Annotated in this window: 17 protein-coding genes; 10 read left to right on the forward strand and 7 right to left on the reverse strand. The window is 70.9% G+C overall.

Annotated features, from left to right (window positions below; all coding sequences use genetic code 11):
• Nucleotides 1-45 precede the first annotated feature (45 nt).
• The 3 genes from RT2_RS00675 to RT2_RS00685 all read left to right on the forward strand — a co-directional run bounded on the left by RT2_RS00675 (nucleotide 46) and on the right by RT2_RS00685 (nucleotide 2,253).
• Nucleotides 46-687, forward strand: a complete 642-nt coding sequence (locus tag RT2_RS00675; RefSeq protein ID WP_072842593.1) for a cysteine hydrolase family protein — start codon at nucleotides 46-48, stop codon at nucleotides 685-687.
• Between the two features lie 227 nt (nucleotides 688-914).
• On the forward strand, nucleotides 915-1,289 hold the full coding sequence (locus RT2_RS00680; protein ID WP_072842594.1) for a VOC family protein: 375 nt from the start codon (nucleotides 915-917) through the stop codon (nucleotides 1,287-1,289).
• A 136-nt stretch (nucleotides 1,290-1,425) separates the two neighbouring features.
• Nucleotides 1,426-2,253 carry an alpha/beta fold hydrolase gene (locus RT2_RS00685; protein WP_072842595.1) on the forward strand — a complete coding sequence of 276 codons (828 nt, stop codon included), beginning with the start codon at nucleotides 1,426-1,428 and terminating at the stop codon, nucleotides 2,251-2,253.
• A gap of 84 nt (nucleotides 2,254-2,337) precedes the next feature.
• Here the strand turns inward: RT2_RS00685 and RT2_RS00690 are convergent, their stop codons facing one another.
• Both RT2_RS00690 and RT2_RS00695 read right to left on the reverse strand, forming a co-directional pair.
• Nucleotides 2,338-3,213, reverse strand: coding sequence for an RNA polymerase sigma-70 factor (locus tag RT2_RS00690; protein ID WP_072842596.1), 876 nt, complete (start codon nucleotides 3,211-3,213; stop codon nucleotides 2,338-2,340).
• A complete protein-coding gene (locus RT2_RS00695; RefSeq protein ID WP_072842597.1) occupies nucleotides 3,210-4,400 on the reverse strand; it encodes an NAD(P)/FAD-dependent oxidoreductase in 1,191 nt (396 codons plus the stop codon). The genes RT2_RS00690 and RT2_RS00695 overlap by 4 nt, the downstream gene beginning before the upstream one ends.
• 175 nt (nucleotides 4,401-4,575) lie before the next feature.
• Between RT2_RS00695 and mshA the strand changes: the two genes are divergently transcribed.
• Nucleotides 4,576-5,901, forward strand: a complete 1,326-nt coding sequence (gene mshA / locus RT2_RS00700; RefSeq protein ID WP_072842598.1) for a D-inositol-3-phosphate glycosyltransferase — start codon at nucleotides 4,576-4,578, stop codon at nucleotides 5,899-5,901.
• Nucleotides 5,898-6,455 (forward strand): type III secretion system chaperone family protein, encoded by a 558-nt coding sequence (locus RT2_RS00705; protein WP_083576984.1) that lies wholly within the window; start codon nucleotides 5,898-5,900, stop codon nucleotides 6,453-6,455. Before mshA ends, RT2_RS00705 begins: the two co-directional genes overlap by 4 nt.
• Nucleotides 6,456-6,487: 32 nt before the next feature.
• On the opposite strand, the gene RT2_RS00710 is transcribed toward RT2_RS00705, so the two are convergent.
• The 3 genes from RT2_RS00710 to RT2_RS00720 form a co-directional block, all read right to left on the reverse strand.
• Entirely contained in the window at nucleotides 6,488-7,555 is a 1,068-nt protein-coding gene (locus tag RT2_RS00710; protein ID WP_072842599.1) for a DNA polymerase IV, read from the reverse strand.
• A gap of 76 nt (nucleotides 7,556-7,631) precedes the next feature.
• Nucleotides 7,632-9,314 carry a 3-oxosteroid 1-dehydrogenase gene (gene kstD, locus RT2_RS00715; RefSeq protein ID WP_072842600.1) on the reverse strand — a complete coding sequence of 561 codons (1,683 nt, stop codon included), beginning with the start codon at nucleotides 9,312-9,314 and terminating at the stop codon, nucleotides 7,632-7,634.
• Between the two features lie 70 nt (nucleotides 9,315-9,384).
• Entirely contained in the window at nucleotides 9,385-10,011 is a 627-nt protein-coding gene (locus RT2_RS00720; RefSeq protein WP_072842601.1) for a TetR/AcrR family transcriptional regulator, read from the reverse strand.
• A 219-nt stretch (nucleotides 10,012-10,230) separates the two neighbouring features.
• Here RT2_RS00720 and RT2_RS00725 point away from each other — a divergent pair, with 219 nt between their 5' ends.
• The 5 genes from RT2_RS00725 (at nucleotide 10,231) to RT2_RS00745 (ending at nucleotide 16,362) form a co-directional block, all read left to right on the forward strand.
• The gene (locus RT2_RS00725) at nucleotides 10,231-10,977 is read left to right on the forward strand and encodes a phosphoglyceromutase (RefSeq protein ID WP_072842602.1); all 747 of its coding nucleotides are present in this window, start codon (nucleotides 10,231-10,233) and stop codon (nucleotides 10,975-10,977) included.
• 157 nt (nucleotides 10,978-11,134) lie between these two features.
• Nucleotides 11,135-12,409: a sensor histidine kinase gene (locus tag RT2_RS00730; RefSeq protein WP_083576985.1), complete on the forward strand. Its 1,275-nt coding sequence runs from the start codon at nucleotides 11,135-11,137 to the stop codon at nucleotides 12,407-12,409.
• Nucleotides 12,406-13,095, forward strand: a complete 690-nt coding sequence (locus RT2_RS00735) for a winged helix-turn-helix domain-containing protein (protein WP_072842603.1) — start codon at nucleotides 12,406-12,408, stop codon at nucleotides 13,093-13,095. Before RT2_RS00730 ends, RT2_RS00735 begins: the two co-directional genes overlap by 4 nt.
• Before the next feature lie 167 nt (nucleotides 13,096-13,262).
• Nucleotides 13,263-14,594 carry an MFS transporter gene (locus RT2_RS00740; protein ID WP_072842604.1) on the forward strand — a complete coding sequence of 444 codons (1,332 nt, stop codon included), beginning with the start codon at nucleotides 13,263-13,265 and terminating at the stop codon, nucleotides 14,592-14,594.
• 82 nt (nucleotides 14,595-14,676) lie between these two features.
• Nucleotides 14,677-16,362 (forward strand): class I adenylate-forming enzyme family protein, encoded by a 1,686-nt coding sequence (locus tag RT2_RS00745; RefSeq protein ID WP_072842605.1) that lies wholly within the window; start codon nucleotides 14,677-14,679, stop codon nucleotides 16,360-16,362.
• Nucleotides 16,363-16,408: 46 nt separating this feature from the next.
• On the opposite strand, the gene RT2_RS00750 is transcribed toward RT2_RS00745, so the two are convergent.
• Complete coding sequence (locus RT2_RS00750) at nucleotides 16,409-17,305, reverse strand: LysR family transcriptional regulator (RefSeq protein ID WP_072842606.1); 897 nt, start codon at nucleotides 17,303-17,305, stop codon at nucleotides 16,409-16,411.
• 1 nt (nucleotide 17,306) lies between these two features.
• Nucleotides 17,307-18,182 carry a LysR family transcriptional regulator gene (locus RT2_RS00755; RefSeq protein ID WP_072842607.1) on the reverse strand — a complete coding sequence of 292 codons (876 nt, stop codon included), beginning with the start codon at nucleotides 18,180-18,182 and terminating at the stop codon, nucleotides 17,307-17,309.
• Between the last annotated feature and the right edge of the window lie 249 nt (nucleotides 18,183-18,431).

The following is an 18,431-nucleotide window of genomic DNA, read 5'->3' on the forward strand; positions in this document are numbered from 1 at the left end:
GCTAGACCGGCGCGGATTGCAACCCCGGGTAATACGCTCGATGCCGTGAGTCGCCTGACGCGAGACCTCGACCGCTGGACAGCTCCGCATCTCGAGCGGTCGGCGTTGCTGGTGATCGACACCCAACGTGACTTCGTCGACGGCAGGGCGAGTCCGATCGACGGGACCACCGCGGTCGTGCCCGCGATCGTCCGGCTGGTGACGGCCTACCGCGCCGCGTCGCGCCCGATCGTCCACGTGGTGCGGCTGTACGCGGGCGAAGACGTGGACCTGGTCCGGCGCACCGCGCTGGCGGTGGGTGCGGGATTCGCCCGACCAGGCACGGCGGGGTCACAGGTGGTACCGGAGTTGACGGTGCCGGACCTGGATCCCGCACTGCTGCTCGCCGGCGGTCTGCAGGTGGTTTCGCCGACCGAGTCCGTCCTGTTCAAGCCGCGGTGGAGCGCCTTCCACCGGACCCGCCTCGAGGAGCATCTCGCCGGGCTCGGCATCGACACGGTGGTGGTCGCCGGCTGCAACTACCCGAACTGTCCGCGCGCGACGATCTTCGGGGCGAGCGAGCGCGACCTGCGGGTGCTGATCGCCGCCGACGCTGTCTCTGGCGTCGACGACCGGCACCTCGAGGAGTCCGGGCGGATCGGCGCGGTGCACGCCGACGTGGACGAGATCGTCGCGATGCTCGGCTGAGTTCCACGCTGCCGAAGGTGCCCGAATCACCTTGCCCGCCACCTCTTCGCACTGAGGCCGCGCCGGGCTATCGTTCACTCGTGATGACCGGTCAGGCTTCGAGCCGTACACAGACGGGCGAACCGGTCGATCCCTGACGGCGCAATCGGCGCAGCAGCGCCGATCCCGGGCACCTCCGAAGCGCGTGGATTTCCCTCCGTCCACTGCTCACTGACTTTGGAGACCCCATGCCTGCACGCTTCAACCACACGATCATCGCGGCCAAGAACGCTTCCGAATCGGCCGCCTACTACAAGCACCTGCTCGAGGCCGCGGACGCGCCCTCCTGGGGAGTGTTCACGAATCTGACCATCGCCGACGGCGTGCTGCTTCAGTTCGCGCAGCCGCCGATCGACTTCCCGCCGCAGCACTACGCGTTCCTCGTGACCGACCGTCATTTCGCCGAGGCGCGAGAGTGGCTGGTGGACGCTGATCGGGACTACTGGGCGGACCCCTGGCGCACCAGGGCCAACGAGATCAGCGACGAGGACGGCGGCCAGCGGCTCTACACGCTCGACCCCGCCGGCCATTTCCTGGAGTTGCTGACCAAGCCCTACCTGTGACGTCTTGACGAGGGACCGCGCCGCGTCTCCAGGCACCGCATCGACGGGCCGAGCCCGGTGTCCGATTTGCGACGAATCTGCCCCACGCGCGTGCCGCGTGCCGGGTCTGCCCGCCGACACTCGTAGTGTGCAACGCATGAGCATCCGAGAGGCAGCCGGCATCGACGGCACGTCCATCGTCTACCGCGTCACCGGATCCGAAGACGCCCGCCCGCTCGTGCTGCTGCACGGCTGGGCGCAGTCCCTGGACTGCTGGGGCGACAGGGTCCTCGACGCCCTCGCCCAGCGTTACCGGGTGATCGCCGTCGACCTGCGCGGTCACGGCTACTCGGGCGCGCCCGAGACAGGCTACGACGACTCGAAGGTCTGGGCAGGCGACGTCGCCGCCGTGCTCGCCGCCGAGTCGGTGGACTCCGGCGCGGTCCTGCTCGGCTGGTCGTACGGCGGGCTGGTGATCTGCGACTACCTCGCCGAGTGCGGTGTCGACGCGGTTGCGGGGCTGGTCCTGGTCGGCGCGATCACCAGCATCGGTCCCGGTCAGAAGGGTGGACGCGTCGGGTCGGCGATGCGCGAGGCCATCCCCGCCGCGATGTCTGAGGAGGCAGGGGAGGCCATCCGCGCGCTCGGCAGCTTCGGCACCGCGCTGACCGGCCAGGCCGACGGCAAGGGCGCGCAGTCGCAGGCCCTGTTCGGTGCGAGCCTGTCCACTCGGCCGCGCGTGCGGGCCGCCATGTTCGACCGCGCGGTCGGTCACGACGAACTGCTGGCCGGGCTGGACCTGCCGGTACTGGTCCTGCACGGCACCTCGGACACGGTGGTCGACGTGTCCGCGGCCCGCCACGCCGTCGACCTGCTGCCCCGTGCCACCGCGTCGTTCTGGGAGGGCTGCAACCACGGCCCCTTCGTCGAGGACCCGGAGCGGTTCGTCTCCGAGGTCGGCGCGTTCATCGACGCGTTGGGCTGATCCGCACCCCGGGCGTACGCGTCGCACCCGCAATTGCCGGTGCGACGCGTACAGCCCGGGTGCGGATGCTAGCCCGGGCGGTCCTCAGCGGGTCAGGGCTCGTGACTGCGCCACCCCCGCCAGCTTGTCGGGGTTGCGCACCAGGTAGATCCCCGAGATCAGCGCGTCGGTGACCTCGAACATGGCCACGGTGTCCAGGTGCTCGCCCGAGTAGATCAGCACCGACGGCAGGGAGTTGAACAGTCCCACCTCGAACCTCAGGTCGGCCGGGCCGGTCCGGGCGAGACCGGCCATGAAGCGGGCCACCCGCTCCCGGCCCACGACGGGCCGGCGCGCGGCACTGACCTTCCCGCCGCCGTCCGAGATCTCGACGACGTCCGGTGCCATCAGGTCCATCAGGGCCTGGATGTCGCCGGTGACCGCGGCACTGAGGAACTGACCGGCCACCTCCTGGGCCGCCGTGGAACTCGGCTCGAATCGCCTGCGCCTGGAGTGGACGTGGGACCGGGCGCGGTGCGAGGTCTGTCGCACCGCCGCCTCCGACTTCCCGACCGCCTCGGCCACCTCGCGATGGCTGAACCCGAACACCTCCCGCAGCACGAACACCGCGCGTTCGTCGGGGCTGAGCGTCTCGAGCACCAGCAGCATCGCCATCGACACCGATTCGGCGAGGAGTACGTCCTCGGCGGCGTCGGGCTCGGTGCGGATCGGTTCCGGCAGCCAGCTCCCCACGTAGTCCTCGCGCCGGCGTCCCGCCGACCGCAGCTGGTTCAGCGCCTGCCGGGTGACGACCTGCGCGAGGTAGGCGCGCGGACTGTCGATGCCGGCCCGGTCCACCTCCGACCACCGGAGGTAGCTGTCCTGCAACGCGTCCTCCGCGTCCGCGGCGCTGCCGAGGATCTCGTAGGCGATGGTGAACAGCAGCGGCCGGTACTCGGTGAACTCGTCGGCGGGGCTCACGCCGACGTGTCCTGGGTCTGCCGGGTCGGCGTGGGACCGGGCACCGGCCAACGGACGGCGGACCCGCGGGTGCCCACCCCCCAGCGGGCGGAACGGCAGATCAGTTCCTTGACCACCGCCGCGGTGCGCCCGCCGAGCGCGATGCGGCGGGGGCTGTCGTCGGCGCGGACGAGCTGGACCACGCCCGCCCGCCGGCCCAGGCTGATGCACTGCGACGCGAAGCCGATGGACAGCGGCCGCGGCGCCCGCCCGTCGAGCAGGGCGAGCGCGGTGTCGGCGCCGTGCGCGCCGAGCGGGATGGCGGCCTGGCAGCTCATCCGGATGTGCCCGGCGACCCGCTCCGGCGGTGCGACGGCATCGCCGACGCCGATCACGTTCGGGTGCCCGAGGCACACCAGGTTCTCGTCGGTCTGCAGCCGGCCGGCGCCGTCGACCGGCAGACCGCTGCGCCGGGCCAGGTCCGGCACCCCGAGGGCGCCCGCCCAGATCGTGCAGTCGCTGGCCAGGACCGTGCCGTCCGCCAGCACCACGCGGCCGGGCTCGGCGCGGAGCATCCGGCTGCCCGCGTGCACCTCGACGCCGAGTCGGGCGAGCGTGCGGGTGACGCCGCGTCGGCCGCGCTCGGACAGGCCCTCGGCCACCGGACCCGCGGACACCAGGCGCACCGTCCGGCCGGGGAGCCGTTCGGCGATCTCGGCGGAGGTCTCGATGCCGGTCAGCCCGCCGCCCACGACCACGACGCTCGAGTCGTCGGCCAGTTCCCGCAGCCGTGACCGGAGCCGGTCGGCGTCCTCGAGGTCTCCGACCGTGTGCGTGTGCTCGGCGCCGACCCCGCGGTCGGACCGGCTTCCCACCGCGTAGACGAGGAGGTCGAAGTCGAGCGATCCGCCGTCGTCGAGGACCACCGCGGCGTCGGTGATCCGGTCGACGGTCGCGACCCGGACCCGCACGGCGGGGTCCAGCAGTCCGGAGAGCGCGGTGGTGGCGTCCGCGCCGTCCGCCGCGTGCTGGTGCAGCCGGACGCGTTCGACGAACTCGGACCGCGGGTTGACCACGGTGACGGTGACGCCGGGTCGGCGCGCGGCCTGGATCCGGTTCGCGGCGATCACGCCCGCGTATCCCGCACCGACCACCACGACGTTCCTGGGCGGGACTTCGCTGGATCGGGTTCCTTGTGACGCGTTCATGGCGCTTCCTCCCTCGACGAGTGGCTCTTCACCAACTAGACACCGCAGGGACCGGGAGTGTGACAGCCCCGGCGGAGACCTGGGTCACAGTCGTTCGGCCGGTGCGGCCGCGCCCCGCGCGTGGTCGTGCGGTGCTGGGTGTGGCGGCGCCGCCTGCAGAGGGCAAGATGGGGTCGTGACGCCAGCGCATAACCATCGGTTGAGGAGGGTGGCCGTTCTGTCGGTCCACACCTCCCCATTGGCTCAACCGGGGACCGGGGACGCGGGCGGGATGAACGTCTACGTCCTGCAGAGCGCCCTGCGACTCGCCGAGCGAGGCGTCGAGGTGGAGATCTTCACCCGGGCCACGTCCTCCGCGGACGCCCCGGTGGTCGAGGCCGCGCCCGGCGTCCTGGTGCGCAACGTGGTCGCCGGACCGTTCGAGGGCCTCGACAAGCACGACCTGCCCACGCAGCTGTGCGCGTTCACGGCCGGGGTGCTGCGCGAGGAGGCGCACCACCCGCCGGGCTACTACGACCTGGTGCACTCGCACTACTGGCTCTCCGGGCAGGTGGGCTGGCTCGCCCGCGACCGGTGGGGAGTGCCGCTGGTGCACACCGCGCACACCCTGGCCGCGGTCAAGAACGCGGCGCTCGCCGAGGGCGACACCCCGGAACCGGCCGCCCGGCAGATCGGCGAGCAGCAGGTGGTCGCGGAGGCCGACCGGCTGATCACCAACACCGCCGACGAGGCCGACAAACTGGTCGAGGTCTACGGCGCCGACCCCGGCCGGATCGACGTGGTGGCGCCCGGCGCCGACCTCTCGCGCTACCAGCCGGGCGACCGCGCCGCGGCCCGCGCCGAGGTCGGCCTGGACCCGGACGAGTTGATCGTCACCTTCGTCGGCCGGATCCAGCCGCTGAAGGCTCCCGACGTGCTGCTGCGCGCCGCCGCGGAGCTGATGGCCCGTCAACCGGGGCTGCCGGTGCGGGTGGTGGTGGTCGGCGGGCCGTCGGGCACCGGGCTCGACCGCCCCGACTCGCTGATCGAGCTCGCGGCCACGCTCGGCATCGCCCCACGGGTGACGTTCCTGCCGCCGCAGCCGCCCGACCGGCTCGCGCAGGTCTACCGGGCCTCGGACCTCGTCGCGGTGCCCAGCTACTCGGAGTCCTTCGGTCTGGTGGCCCTCGAGGCCCAGGCCTGTGGGACCCCGGTGGTGGCGGCCGACGTCGGCGGTCTCGGCGTCGCGGTCCGCGGCGGGGAGACCGGACTGCTGGTGCCCGGGCACCGCACCGACGACTGGGCCGACGCGTTGCAGTCGCTGCTAACCGATCCGAGCCGGCTGACGGAGATGGCGCGCCGGGCGCCGCTGCACGCCGCGAACTTCTCCTGGGAGCACACCGCGGACGGGCTGCTGGAGAGCTACCGGCGGGCCGTCGCCGGCTACCGCCCGCAGCCGGACCTCGCGCCGCGCCGCGGCCGCGGACTGTGGAAGCTGCGACGACTGGGAGTGCGCGCGTGAACGAGACCGTCAGCCTGATCGAGGCCGCCCTGGCCGAGCGGGAAATGGACTACACCCGGCAGGGCGAGAACCAGTTCGTCGTCGAACTGCCGGGGGAGCGCAAGCTCAAGACGGCCTGCCTGCTCAGCGTCGGCAACCACGGTGTGCGGGTCGAGGCGTTCGTCTGCCGCAACCCCGACGAGAACTTCGAGGGTGTCTACAAGTACCTGCTGCGGCGCAACCGCCGGCTCTACGGCGTGCACTACACGATCGACCGGTCCGGCGACATCTACCTGGTCGGCCGGATCTCCACCCACGCCGTCACCGGTGACGAACTCGACCGGGTGCTCGGCCAGGTCCTCGAGGCCGCCGACGGCGACTTCAACATCCTGCTCGAGCTGGGGTTCGCCTCCTCGATCCGGCGCGAGTGGGCCTGGCGGGTCTCGCGCGGCGAGTCGCTGGCCAACCTGAAGCCGTTCGAGCACCTGATCGGCGACGGCGTCCAGCCCGACGGCGCACCCGCGGGCGAGGACGCACCTGAACGCGTGCCCGGCACCGTTCCCGGCCTCGACTGACGGCCGCTCCCCGGCTGCCACCGAACGCCCGCTCAGCCGGGTGCGTCGGGCGGCGTCATGTCGAGTCGTACGCCCAGCAGGCGGACCTCGCGGTCGTGGTCCAGCCGCTCGGTCAGCGCGGCGGCGGCGTCCGCAATCACCGCCGGGTCCAGTGTCGGCTCGGCCAGCGGGCGGCCGGTGGTGTGCGTGTCGAACGGCGCGTACCGGACCTTCAGCGTCACCCGCACCGCCGCTCGCCCCTCGGCCCGCAGGTCCTCGGTGACCCGCCCGGCCAGCGAGCGCACCTCGGCCGTCACCTGATCGGGGTCGGTGAGATTGTGCTGAAAGGTCGTCTCCCGGCCGTGGCCGCGGGCCACCCATGGCTCGGCGGTGACCACCTCGCCGCCGATCCCGCGGCCGAGCCGGTGCAGCCACGGCCCGATGGTGGGGCCGAGCGCGTCGGCGAGCTCGCCGTCGGCGGCGTCGGCCAGCTCGCGAACGGTGTGTATGCCGAGGGCGGCAAGCTTCTTCGCCGTCTTGTCGCCGATGCCCCACAGTGCGTCCGTGTCGCGCTCGCCCATCACCTCGAACCAGTTGTCCGCGGTCAGCAGGTACACCCCCCGGGGCTTGCCGAAACCGGTTGCGATCTTGGCGCGCAGCTTGTTGTCGCCGATGCCCACCGAACAGTGCAGCGAGGTCGCCGCGAGCACCGCGGCCTGGGCTTCGCGGGCGAACGCCACCGGGTCCGCGGTGGCGACGCCGAGAAACGCCTCGTCCCAGCCCAGCACCTCGACCACCGCGTCGAGTTCGCGGAGGGTGTCCATCACCAACCGCGACGCCGCCGTGTACGCCTCGCCGTCGACGGGCAGGAACACCGCATCGGTGACGCCGCGGGTGACGAGCCGGCGGGCGGCGACCCGCAGCGGCATCCCCGACCCGATCCCGAACTCGCGGGCCTCGTACGACGCCGTCGAGACCACGCCGCGCTCGGTGGGGTCACCCCGCCCGCCGACGATCACCGGCCGGCCGCGTAGTTCGGGGTGGCGCAGCACCTCGACCGCGGCGACGAACTGGTCGAGGTCGACGTGCAGCACCCAGCGGTCGCGCGGCGAGGCACCCATCCACCCAGTGTGCGGTGCGGGATGGTCGCCGGCCAGCAGGGCGACTCGCCCCGCCTGCCGGCAGCCCGCCCGGCGTCTAGTGCCCCGCGGCGTCGAGGGCGGCGAGATATCCGAAGACGATCGCGGGACCGATGGTCGCTCCGGGGCCGGCGTAGGTGTGGCCCATGACCGGTGAGCTGGTGTTGCCCGCGGCGTACAGACCGGCGATGACGGTGCCGTCCGCACGCAACGCCCGACCCGTGCTGTCGGTGTCGACTCCGCCCTTGGTGCCGAGGTCGCCGGGAACCATCTGCGCGGCATAGAACGGCGCCTTGGTGAGTTCGCCGAGGCTGGGGTTGGGCTTGTTCGAGATGTCCCCGTAGTAGTGCTCGTACCTGCTCTCGCCACGGTGGAAGTCGGGGTCGGTGCCGGCGCGCGCGTGCGCGTTGAACCGTTCGACGGTGGCGGTGAGGGAGTCGGCCGGAACGCCGATCCGCTCGGCGAGTTCGGCGACTGTCCCGGCGGACGTGATGGCCCCGGATCGCATCCAGGAACGGGGGAGCGGTCGACGGGCGGTGACACCGGCGAACAGGTAGCGGTCGCGGTAGGTCTGGTCGAAGATCAGCCACGCGGGGACGTTCTCGGCGGGGCCGTCGCCCTGCCCGTGCGGGCCGCCGAGCATGCGGTGGGTCGCCTCGACGTACGGGAGCGACTCGTTCATGAAGCGGACCCCGCGGTCGTTGACCATCAGGCTGCGGGGCAGCGAGCGTTCGGCGAGGGCGAACCACGGGCCCTTGGGCAGGGGGATGGACGGAGCCCACCAGGCGTCGTCCATGTAGGAGACGGTGGCCCCGACGCGCTGTGCGGCGGTGATCCCGTCGCCGGTGTTGCTCGGGGCGCCGAGGGTCCACGACGCCGAGACCGGCTCGCGCTGGTACTTCTGCCGCATCTCTGGGTTGCTCTCGAATCCGCCGCAGGCCAGCACCACGCCGCGGCGGGCACGGAGGGTGGTTCGGGTTCCGCCACTTTCGAGGACCACACCGACCACCCGGTCACCCTCGGTGACCAGGTCGGTCATCGCGGTGCCCAGCCGAACCGGAACCCCGGCGGCGCGCACACCGAGCAGCAGCTCGGCCATCAACGCGGAGCCCATGCCGATCAGCTTCCTGCCACGGACCCGGCCCGCCATGGTCCGCGCACCGACCTGCAACATTCGCACCGGGCCGCGCCAGGTCCGCAGCCCGGTGCTCAGCCACCGGTAGTCGGACTGCTTGACGACGACACCGAGCGGGGCCTTCGTATAGGACGGGTGCAGGGTGGCGAGATCGTCTCCCAATGCGCGAGCGTCGAACGGCAACGGCTCACACGATCGCCCGGTCGCCCGCCCACCGGGAGCCTCCGGGAAGTAGTCCGAGTAGCCCTTCACCCACTCCAGCTTCAACGGCGAGTTCTCGATCAGGAAATCCAGGGCCTCGGCGCCACGGTCGATGTAGGCGTCGATCCGATCGGCATCGGCGTCCTCGCCGACGATGCTGGTGAGATAGGTTCTCGCGGCCTCGATGTCGTCAGCGGGCGCTTGCCGCCGCAGCACCGAGTTCCCGGGGATCCACACCCCTCCGCCGGAGCGGGCGGACGACCCGCCCCAGTACTGCGACTTCTCGACGATGACGACGGTCAGGCCGTTCCTGGCGGCGGTGATGGCCGCTGCCATCCCGGCGGCGCCGGATCCGACCACGACCAGATCGACGGTGTCGTCGGATCCGCTGGGGTGCTGTGTCACTTCTCGAACCTCCGTGTTGTTCTCTGTCGTCGTTGTTCTCGGTCGTCGACTGGTGTCGTGAATCGGTGGGTCAGTCTTGGGAGTTCGGTTCTCCCGGCGGGACGGCCGTGCCGGCACGCCAGCGGTCGTGGAGGACCGCGCTGACGGCGCCTTCGACGCAGACGGGGAGCGAGCCACCCCGGTTCTGCGAGCCGCGCAGCCACTGCCGGTAGCCGAACTCGGCGGCGGCGAGCATCAGGTGCACCAGCAGTCCCGGGTTGCTGTCGGTGTCGGGATCACACGCCATGCGTCGCGCGACGAGTTCGATCAGCCTGGACCGGTGTTCCGGCGTGATCAGCGCGACGCGGTCCATCAGGTGCGGCGCGGTGCAGAACGCAGTGCGCCACTGCTCGGTCTCGGTGGCCGCGAGCGTGGTGGAGCGCTCGAGGATCGCCCGCGCGAGCGCCACGTCGGCCGGTTCCGACACCGGCCGCTCCTCGACCAGCGCGACGATGCCCGCGCCGCCCTCGCGCACCGGATCCAGCAGCAGGTCGTCCTTGCTGCGCACGTGCCGGAAGTACGTGCTCGGCGAGATGCCCGCGGCGTCCGCGATCTGCTCCGTCGTCACCGCGTCGTAGCCGTCGCGGGCGAACAGGGTGAAGGCGGCGCGCTGAATGTCCGCGCGGACCTGACGTCGTTGCCGTTCACGAAGGGACATCCCGGGCTCCTCCCGATGGTGTGGGTCTGCGACGACGGACGCGCCGCGCTCTCCACCCGATTTGGTGAGAGTATCTCCACACTTGATAGTCACTGTCAATATTCGAGTTAATGTCACCTTCGGGTCCGCAGACTCTGGTCGGCGGCTCGGATAGTGCGTCGGGTCGGCTCCGGCCGACGCTCGTCGCGGGGGCGTCGGCGGGCGTGTCAGGATTGACACATGAGTACTGGAACACTTGTGCTGCTCCGCCACGGCGAGAGCGAATGGAACGCCCTCAACCTGTTCACCGGCTGGGTGGACGTTCACCTCACCGACAAGGGCATCGGGGAGGGCAAGCGGGCCGGCGAGCTCCTCAAGGAGCACGACCTGCTGCCGGACGTGCTGTACACGTCGCTGCTGCGTCGCGCGATCAACACCGCCAACCTGGCCCTCGACGCCGCCGACCGGCACTGGATCCCGGTCGTTCGCGACTGGCGTCTGAACGAGCGGCACTACGGCGCCCTGCAGGGCAAGAACAAGGCCCAGACCAAGGCGGAGTACGGCGACGACCAGTTCATGCTCTGGCGTCGCAGCTACGACACCCCGCCGCCGGCCATCGAGGCCGGCAGCGAGTACAGCCAGGACACCGACCCGCAGTACGCCGACATCGGCGAGGTCCCGCTGACCGAGTGCCTGCTCGACGTGGTCAAGCGGCTCATCCCGTACTGGGAGGACACCATCTCCCAGGACCTCAGGGCCGGTAAGACCGTCCTGGTCACCGCCCACGGCAACTCGCTGCGCGCGCTGGTCAAGCACCTGGACGGCATCTCCGACGAGGACATCGCCAGCGTGAACATCCCCACCGGGATCCCGCTGCGCTACGACCTCGACGAGAACCTGAAGCCGATCAACAAGGGCGGCACCTACCTCGATCCCGAGGCCGCCGCGGCCGGTGCCGCGGCCGTCGCCAGCCAGGGCGCGAAGTAGCCGACGATGTTGCTGACCCGGACCCTCCCGTCACGGCGGAGGGTCCGGGCGAACGCCAGGTGAACAGCCGGGAAACGGGGCTCGGCATGCCCGTGACGTGCGGAGAAATGCCCGCACCCGGGTTCGGTGGGGGTTCACCGAACCGTACGATTCAATTGTGAACATCGTTCAGGCCGTGTTGCTGGCCGTGGCCGCCGCTGTCGGTGGCTATCTGGTCGGTGGCGTCCTGGTCCCGTGGCTGCGGCGGCGCTTCGCCCGCCGGGAGGCGGAACAGTCCGGCCTCACCATGTCCCAGGTGCTCGACCTGATCGTCCTCGCCTCCCACAGCGGCATCGCGGTGGTCGACGCCTTCCAGGACGTGGTCCTGTTCAACCCGCGTGCCGAGGAACTCGGACTGGTCCGCAACCGGCTGGTCGACGAGCGGGCCTGGGTCGCCGCGAACCGGGTCCTCGACACCGGCGAGACCGTGGAGATCGACCTGAGCCTGCGCGGTTCCGGCCGTGGACGCGGCAAGATCGCCGTCCGCGGGATCGCGCGCCTGCTCAGCGAGGAGGACCGCCGCTTCGTGGTGCTCTTCGCCGACGACGACTCCGAGCAGGTCCGGATGGAGGCCACCCGCCGCGATTTCGTGGCGAACGTCAGCCACGAACTGAAGACCCCGGTCGGGGCGATGGGCCTGTTGGCCGAGGCGCTGCTCGAGTCCGCCGACGATCCCGAGTCGGTGCGACACTTCGGCGAGCGCGTCCTCACCGAGTCGAAGCGGCTCGGCAACATGGTCGGCGAACTGATCGCGCTGTCCCGGCTGCAGGGCGCCGAGAAGCTGCCGGACCTCGACGTCGTCGACGTCGACGAGGTGGTCGAGGAGGCGATGCGCCGCTCGCGGGTGACGGCCGAGGCCGCCGGCATCGAGGTGACCGCGGACCGGCCGAGCGGGCTCGAGGTGCTGGGCGATCGCACCCTGCTGATCACCGCGCTGTCGAACCTGGTGGAGAACGCCATCGCCTACTCGCCCAAGGGATCCCCGGTGTCGGTCAGCCGCACCCGCCGCGGCGACGAGGTGGCGATCGCCGTCACCGACCGCGGCATCGGCATCGCCAAGGAGGACCAGGAGCGGGTCTTCGAACGCTTCTTCCGGGTGGACAAGGCGCGGGCCCGGGCCACCGGCGGCACCGGTCTGGGCCTGGCGATCGCCAAGCACGTCGCGGCCAACCACAACGGCTCGATCACGCTGTGGAGCAAGCCGGGCACCGGTTCCACGTTCACCCTGTTCATCCCGGGCCACCAGGAGACCGCTGTCGACGACGAACTCCTCGACGACGAGCCGCCGGTGCATCCCGCGATCCCCGAACCCACCGTTACACCAGGCAAGACCGTATCGATCGACAACACTGTGCGGCCGCAGGCCGCAACGAATTTGGAGGCCAACCGGTGACGAACGTGCTGATTGTGGAGGACGAGGAGTCGCTGGCCGACCCGTTGGCGTTCCTGCTCCGGCGGGAGGGCTTCGAGGCGACGGTGGTCGGCGACGGCCCGTCCGCGCTGGCCGAGTTCGACCGGGCCGGTGCCGACATCGTCCTGCTCGACCTGATGCTGCCGGGCATGAGCGGCACCGACGTCTGCAAGCAGTTGCGGGCCCGGTCCGGGGTGCCGGTCATCATGGTCACCGCCCGCGACAGCGAGATCGACAAGGTGGTCGGGCTGGAGCTGGGCGCCGACGACTACGTCACCAAGCCCTACTCGGCGCGCGAGCTGATCGCGCGGATCCGTGCGGTGCTGCGCCGCGGCGCCGACAACGACGTGGACGGGGCGCTCGCCGACGGCGTGCTCGAGGCCGGTCCGGTGCGGATGGACGTGGACCGGCACACCGTGCTGGTCAACGGGGACGCCGTCACCCTGCCGCTCAAGGAGTTCGACCTGCTCGAGTACCTGCTGCGCAACTCCGGCCGGGTGCTCACCCGTGGTCAGCTGATCGACCGGGTGTGGGGCTCGGACTACGTGGGCGACACCAAGACCCTCGACGTGCACGTCAAGCGCCTGCGCTCGAAGATCGAGGCGGACCCCGCCAAGCCGGAACACCTGGTCACGGTGCGCGGGCTGGGGTACAAGCTCGAGGGCTGATCCGACGGAGCCGTCCGCCGCGGATCCATAGGCAGACGTGTTCGGTCGCTTCGTCGACTGCGTATTGATCGGGCGTGAAACGGGCCGTTGAATGGAACGTGATGTGATCCACGGCACTACGGGGTGGGTCGGGCGATTGGCTCACCCCGCGACCGAAGAGGGGCAACATGACGTCTATCCCGGCGCTCGACAAGTCGGAGGCAACTCCGGCCGAGCAGGACTTCCGGCCAGGTAAGGCCGGTGGCCTGTTCACACGACGCCGGGCCTGGGGCCTGACCGGGCTCCTGGTCACGCTCGGCACGATCAACAACGCCGACAAGGCGGTGCTGGGCATCATCGCGCAGCCGCTGGCGAAGGACCTGGGCCTCACCGCGTCCCAGATCGGCCTCGCCGGCAGCCTCTTCTTCCTGACCTTCGCCATCGGCGGGTTCTTCGCGGGTACCGTCAATCGCCTTGTCTCGCTGCGCTGGGCGCTGGTGATCCTCGCGCTGGGCTGGTCCCTGACGGTACTGCCCCTGATCGTCTCCGCTTCGTTCGCGGTTCTCATCGTCAGTCGGCTGGTGCTGGGACTGTTCGAGGGTCCTGCCGCCGCGCTGAGCCTCACCGCGGCGTACTCCTGGCACGAGCCGTCCAAGCGTGGCCTGCCGGGCGCGCTGATCGCGGGGGCGCAGTCCATCGCGAAGATCGCGATCGCGCCGGCGCTGGCCGTGGTCACCGCGACATTGGGGTGGCGCGCCGCGCTGAGCGTCCTGGCCGTGGCCGGCCTGATCTGGTGCGTCGTGTGGATATTCACCTGGCGCGAGGGTCCGTACATCCGACGGGAGTCGGCGAAGGCCGAGCCGGTGGGGACCGAGGCGAGCGAACCCACCGTCCCGTGGCGCAAGATCTTCCTCAACCGGACGTTCATCTCTGCGGCGGTCCTCATCACCAGTTGCTACGCAATGGTCGCGGTGGTCCTCACCTGGCTGCCGTCGTACTTCGAGCTGGGTCTCGGTTTCAGCCGGCTGCAGGCGGGCCTGATGTTCGCGATCCCGAGCGCCGTCGGCCTGGTCCTGATGCTCTCGATCTCCACGATCAGCGACCGGCTGCTGGTCCGCGGCGCCTCCCTCCGCACGGTTCGCATCGTGATGCCCGTCGTCGGCGTCTTCATCTGCGGACTGCTGCTGTTCCTGTTGCCCTCGATCGGTTCGGCGCCGCTGGCGGTTCTTGTGGTCTCCGTCGGGTACGGCTTCTGCACCCCGGTGATGCCGCTGTTCAGCGCGATGATCTCGGACCTGTGCCCGCCGCGCCAGACGGCAGGCACGCTCGGCTTCTTCCTGGCGATCATGGCGACCGGTGGCCTGGTTGCGCCGTACGCCACCGGCGTCATCGTCGACCACGCCCCGACCGCGGCACAGGGGTACGCCCTCTCGTTCCAGATCCTCGGCGCGATCGCCGCGGCCTGTGCGGTGCTCGTCCTGATCCTGGCGAATCCGGCCCGGGACCGCCAGCGCGCCTGACCGGTTCGCCGCGGCGGCCGCCGACGTGCGGCGGCCGCGGCCGCCGTGTTCGCCGAGTTCCCCGGGTGATTGGAGAGCAACAATGCTGATTACGAGATCCGACTTCTTCGCCGGGTCCATCGACTACCCGGAGCTCACCACGGCCCGGCTGCCGGAGACCGCGGCCCGGCGCTACGGGGACCGGGTCGCATTCGTGCTCGGCGACACGACCCTGACCTACGCGGAGTTCGGTTCGCGTACCGGATGTTTCGCCGCCGCGTTGCACGGCGCCGGGATCGGCCGAGGCGACGTGGTGCTGATCCACCTGACCAACGGCATCGAGTTCGTCGTCGCGTACTACGGCTCGCTGCGGGCCGGCGCGACGGTGTCCCTGGTCAACCCGATCCAGCCGGTCGCCGGGCTGCGGCACCAGCTGTGCGACACCGCCGCCCGCGCCGTGGTGACGCAGGCCGCGCAGTACGAGGACGCCGCCGCGGCCGCCGCGGGCACCGCGGTGGAGTTGACGATCGTGCATCGGCCGGCCGGTGCGTCCGCGGCCCGGTCCCCGCATTCGGGCGGCGTCGTCGACTACGACGAGTTCGTGTCCGGGGCGCCTGTGGAGTACACCTGCCTCGACGTGACGGGCGACGAGGTCGCGCACCTCGCCTACACCGGCGGCACCACCGGCGTCTCGAAGGGCGTGCGGGTGCTGCATCGCAACATCGTCGCGAACCTGGCCCAGACGATGATGGCGAGGTCGGGTCTGACACTGGTGCGTGAGCCCGACGGGCTGATCGGGTTCGCGGACCGGGTTCGCGAACCGTCCTGGGACTTCGGCCTCGGTACCGACGTGTCGATCGTGGTGTCCCCGCTCTTCCACGCGCATGCGCTGATCGGGATGAACACCCAGTTGCTGGCGGGGGCCACCAACGTCTTCGCCGGCAGGTTCACCCCTGCCGGGATGCTCGAGCTGATCGAGCGGCACCGGGTCACTGCGATCGCCGGCAGCCCGGCGATGTGGCACGCGCTGACCGCACATCCGGACGCCGTCCGCCGCGACCTGACCTCCGTGCGGCTGGTCACCTCCGGAGCGGCACCGATCGACCTGTCGACTCTCGCGGCGCTGCGTGCCACCTTCCCCCGGGCTCGGGTGGGCGAGGGGTACGGGATGACCGAGGCGACCGCGCTGGTGACGGGGTCGCCGATGATCGGGCGGTACCCGGCCAAGGACGGCAGCGTCGGGGTCCCGATGTTCGACACCGAGGTCCGGGTCCGGGCCCTGGACGGCTCGGGAGCGGTGCTGGGCGCGAACGAGCCTGGCACGCTGTGGGTCCGGGGACCACAGGTGGCCGCCGGCTACCTGAACCGGCCGGACGAGACCGCCCAGCAGTTCGTGGACGGCTGGCTCGACACCGGCGACGTCGGGCACATCGACGAGGACGGATTCGTCTTCATCTCCGACCGGATCAAGGACATGCTGATCTACAAGGGGTACAACGTCTATCCCCGCGAGATCGAAGAGGTGCTTCTCGCCCATCCGGGTGTGCACTCGGTCGCTGTGGTGGGCCGCGCGACGGCAGGGGTCGGGGAAGAGCCGGTCGGCTTCGTCGTACCGGCACCCGGCTCACGGGTGGCACCCGAAGAGCTGATGGACTTTATTGCCGCACAGGTGCTTCCGTACAAGAAGCTCCGCGAGGTGGTGCTGCTGGACGAGCTTCCGATCACGCCCACGGGCAAGATCGTCAAGGCTGCGCTGCGCGAGCGACTGCGCGAGCAGGTCGCGGTCTGACCCGGGGGCCGTCCGGCCGGCAGCAACCGGCGGCCGGGGGCGCCGGCTAACCGGGTGGGCCGGAGAACGGCGAACGCTCCCGGACCACCGTCAGGAACTCTCGGGCGACGACGGAGAGTCGGTCCGGGTCGAACGTGAGGCCCATGGCCCGGTTCAGCGGCGGCGCGATGGGCCGCACGACCGCCTGCTCGGCCATCGACTCGGCGGTCGACCGTTCGACCACGGCGCCACCGACTCCCGCGACGACAAGGGGAAGCCGGGACTCGCGGTGCTCGACCATCGCGGCGCTCGGCGGCGCCTCACCGACCTTCTGGATCTCGTGCTGGACCCGTCGGGCGACGACGGTACGGTCGTCCGACAGCCAGACCATCGGGATCCGGGGGAGCACCGCGAGTGGAACCGGGCCCGGCGGCAGCACGGTGCCGGGCGGGTACGCCAACCAGTACTCGTGCACGGTCAACGTGAGGGACTGCAGGGCCTCGGCCTCGGGCAGCGGGATGTGGCTCGCAACGAACTCGCAGTGGCCGTCCCGGATCAGTTCGACCGGCGCGGTGTCGTCGCGAAATTCCTTGATGTGCACGATGACCCGCGGGTGCAGGGCGCGGAACGCGGCGATCGCCTCGGCCAGCGCGGTCAGGCCCAGCATCGGCATCGCCATGATGTCGAGGCGTCCGACCAGCGACGCACTGGTCGAGGCGAGGTTGTACTTGGCCGCGGCCGTGTCACGCAGGATCTGTCGCCCGGGTCCGAGCAGCGCACGACCGGCGGAGCTGAGGACCATGCCCCGGCCCAGTCGGTGAAACAGCGGGACGCCGAGGGCCCGCTCGAGGCTCCGGATGCCGGTCGAGATCGTCGGCTGTGCGACGCCCAGGGTCAGCGCCGCGCCCGCGATCCCGCCGTGGTCGACGACGGCCAGGAAGTACTCGATCTGTTTCAGGTCCACGTCATTCGCCCCAGTCCTGGGCGCCGGCCAGTTGCAGGAACGCCTCCGCGGCCGGCGACAGCGGCGGTTTGCGCGTCAGCAGTGCGACCGTCTGGGTCAGCGGAGGGTCCACGGATCGCACTGTGACGGCGGGCAACTGGCTGGCGGCCACCGCGCGCGAGACGATGGTGGCGCCGGCGCCGAGGCGGACCAGGTCCCAGGTCAGGCTGGGGCGGGTGGAGTCCACCACGACGTTCTCCGCGTTCTCGGCCAGCAGGTCGGGGGTGACTCCGTTGCCGGGCACGCTGCCCAGGTCGACGATCAGGGGTACCGACCGGACCGCTTCTCGCGAAACGGGATCCGGCAGTGTTGCGGCGAGGGCCTCGGGCAGTGCGAGCATCAGTTCCTGTTCGCCGAGCGACACCGCGTGCAGGGGGCTGTGGTCGCCGACGAGGCTGCTGATGCCGACCTCGGCCCGCCCCTGTCGGAGCGCGGTGAACACGCCCTCGGGCCCGGCGGTGTCGAAGATGGTCACTGTGATGCGGGGATGCCGCTCGCGGAAGCGTCGCACCAGGTCCACCGTCGGGTCGATGGCGAAGGTCGAGTACGTCACCAGTTCCAGTGAACCCGCACGCAATTCGCGGACGGCGTCGACCTTGTCGCGGGCGGCACCGAGGTCGGCGAGCAGGCGGCGGGCGGCGGCGTCGAAGTCCCGGCCCGCGGGAGTGAGCACGAGCCGCCTGCCGACCCGTTCGAAGAGGGGGCTGCCGAGGTTCCTCTCCAGGGTGCGGATGGCCTGCGAGAGCGACGGCTGCGTGATGTAGAGCGACCGCGCCGCCGCGGTGACGCTGCCATGGTCTACCACCGCTACGAAGTAGTTGACCAGGTGAAGTTCCACCGGTCGAGCATAGTGCGGCGGGCGGTCCGCCCGGCCCTGCCCGGCCCCCGCCCGACCCGATTCGGGCGAGCGCTACGAGGGGCCGCAGGGCAGTACCGTTTGACGTTACGTGAGTGTTATGTAACCCTACCCTAATCCAGGGGAAGTTTGTCTGGTGTTGGAGCTGTGAGTGTCGGACCCGGTGTCTGCATGAACCACCGGACCCGATCATGCGAGTGGGGGTTCGCGCGCCAACGGTTGTCCGCTCCG

It is taken from the genome of Rhodococcus tukisamuensis NBRC 100609, assembly GCF_001894985.1.
Lineage (GTDB): Bacteria > Actinomycetota > Actinomycetes > Mycobacteriales > Mycobacteriaceae > Rhodococcus_G > Rhodococcus_G tukisamuensis.

Excerpts from the sequence above, each read along its gene's own strand:
- RT2_RS00710 (WP_072842599.1), bottom strand. The coding sequence starts at position 7,555 with ATGGGTGCCTCGCCGCGCGACCGCTGGGTGCTGCACGTCGACCTCGAC.
- RT2_RS00725 (WP_072842602.1), top strand. The coding sequence starts at position 10,231 with ATGAGTACTGGAACACTTGTGCTGCTCCGCCACGGCGAGAGCGAATGG.
- RT2_RS00695 (WP_072842597.1), bottom strand. The coding sequence starts at position 4,400 with ATGAACGCGTCACAAGGAACCCGATCCAGCGAAGTCCCGCCCAGGAAC.
- RT2_RS00685 (WP_072842595.1), top strand. The coding sequence starts at position 1,426 with ATGAGCATCCGAGAGGCAGCCGGCATCGACGGCACGTCCATCGTCTAC.
- RT2_RS00720 (WP_072842601.1), bottom strand. The coding sequence starts at position 10,011 with ATGTCCCTTCGTGAACGGCAACGACGTCAGGTCCGCGCGGACATTCAG.
- RT2_RS00740 (WP_072842604.1), top strand. The coding sequence starts at position 13,263 with ATGACGTCTATCCCGGCGCTCGACAAGTCGGAGGCAACTCCGGCCGAG.
- RT2_RS00745 (WP_072842605.1), top strand. The coding sequence starts at position 14,677 with ATGCTGATTACGAGATCCGACTTCTTCGCCGGGTCCATCGACTACCCG.
- RT2_RS00680 (WP_072842594.1), top strand. The coding sequence starts at position 915 with ATGCCTGCACGCTTCAACCACACGATCATCGCGGCCAAGAACGCTTCC.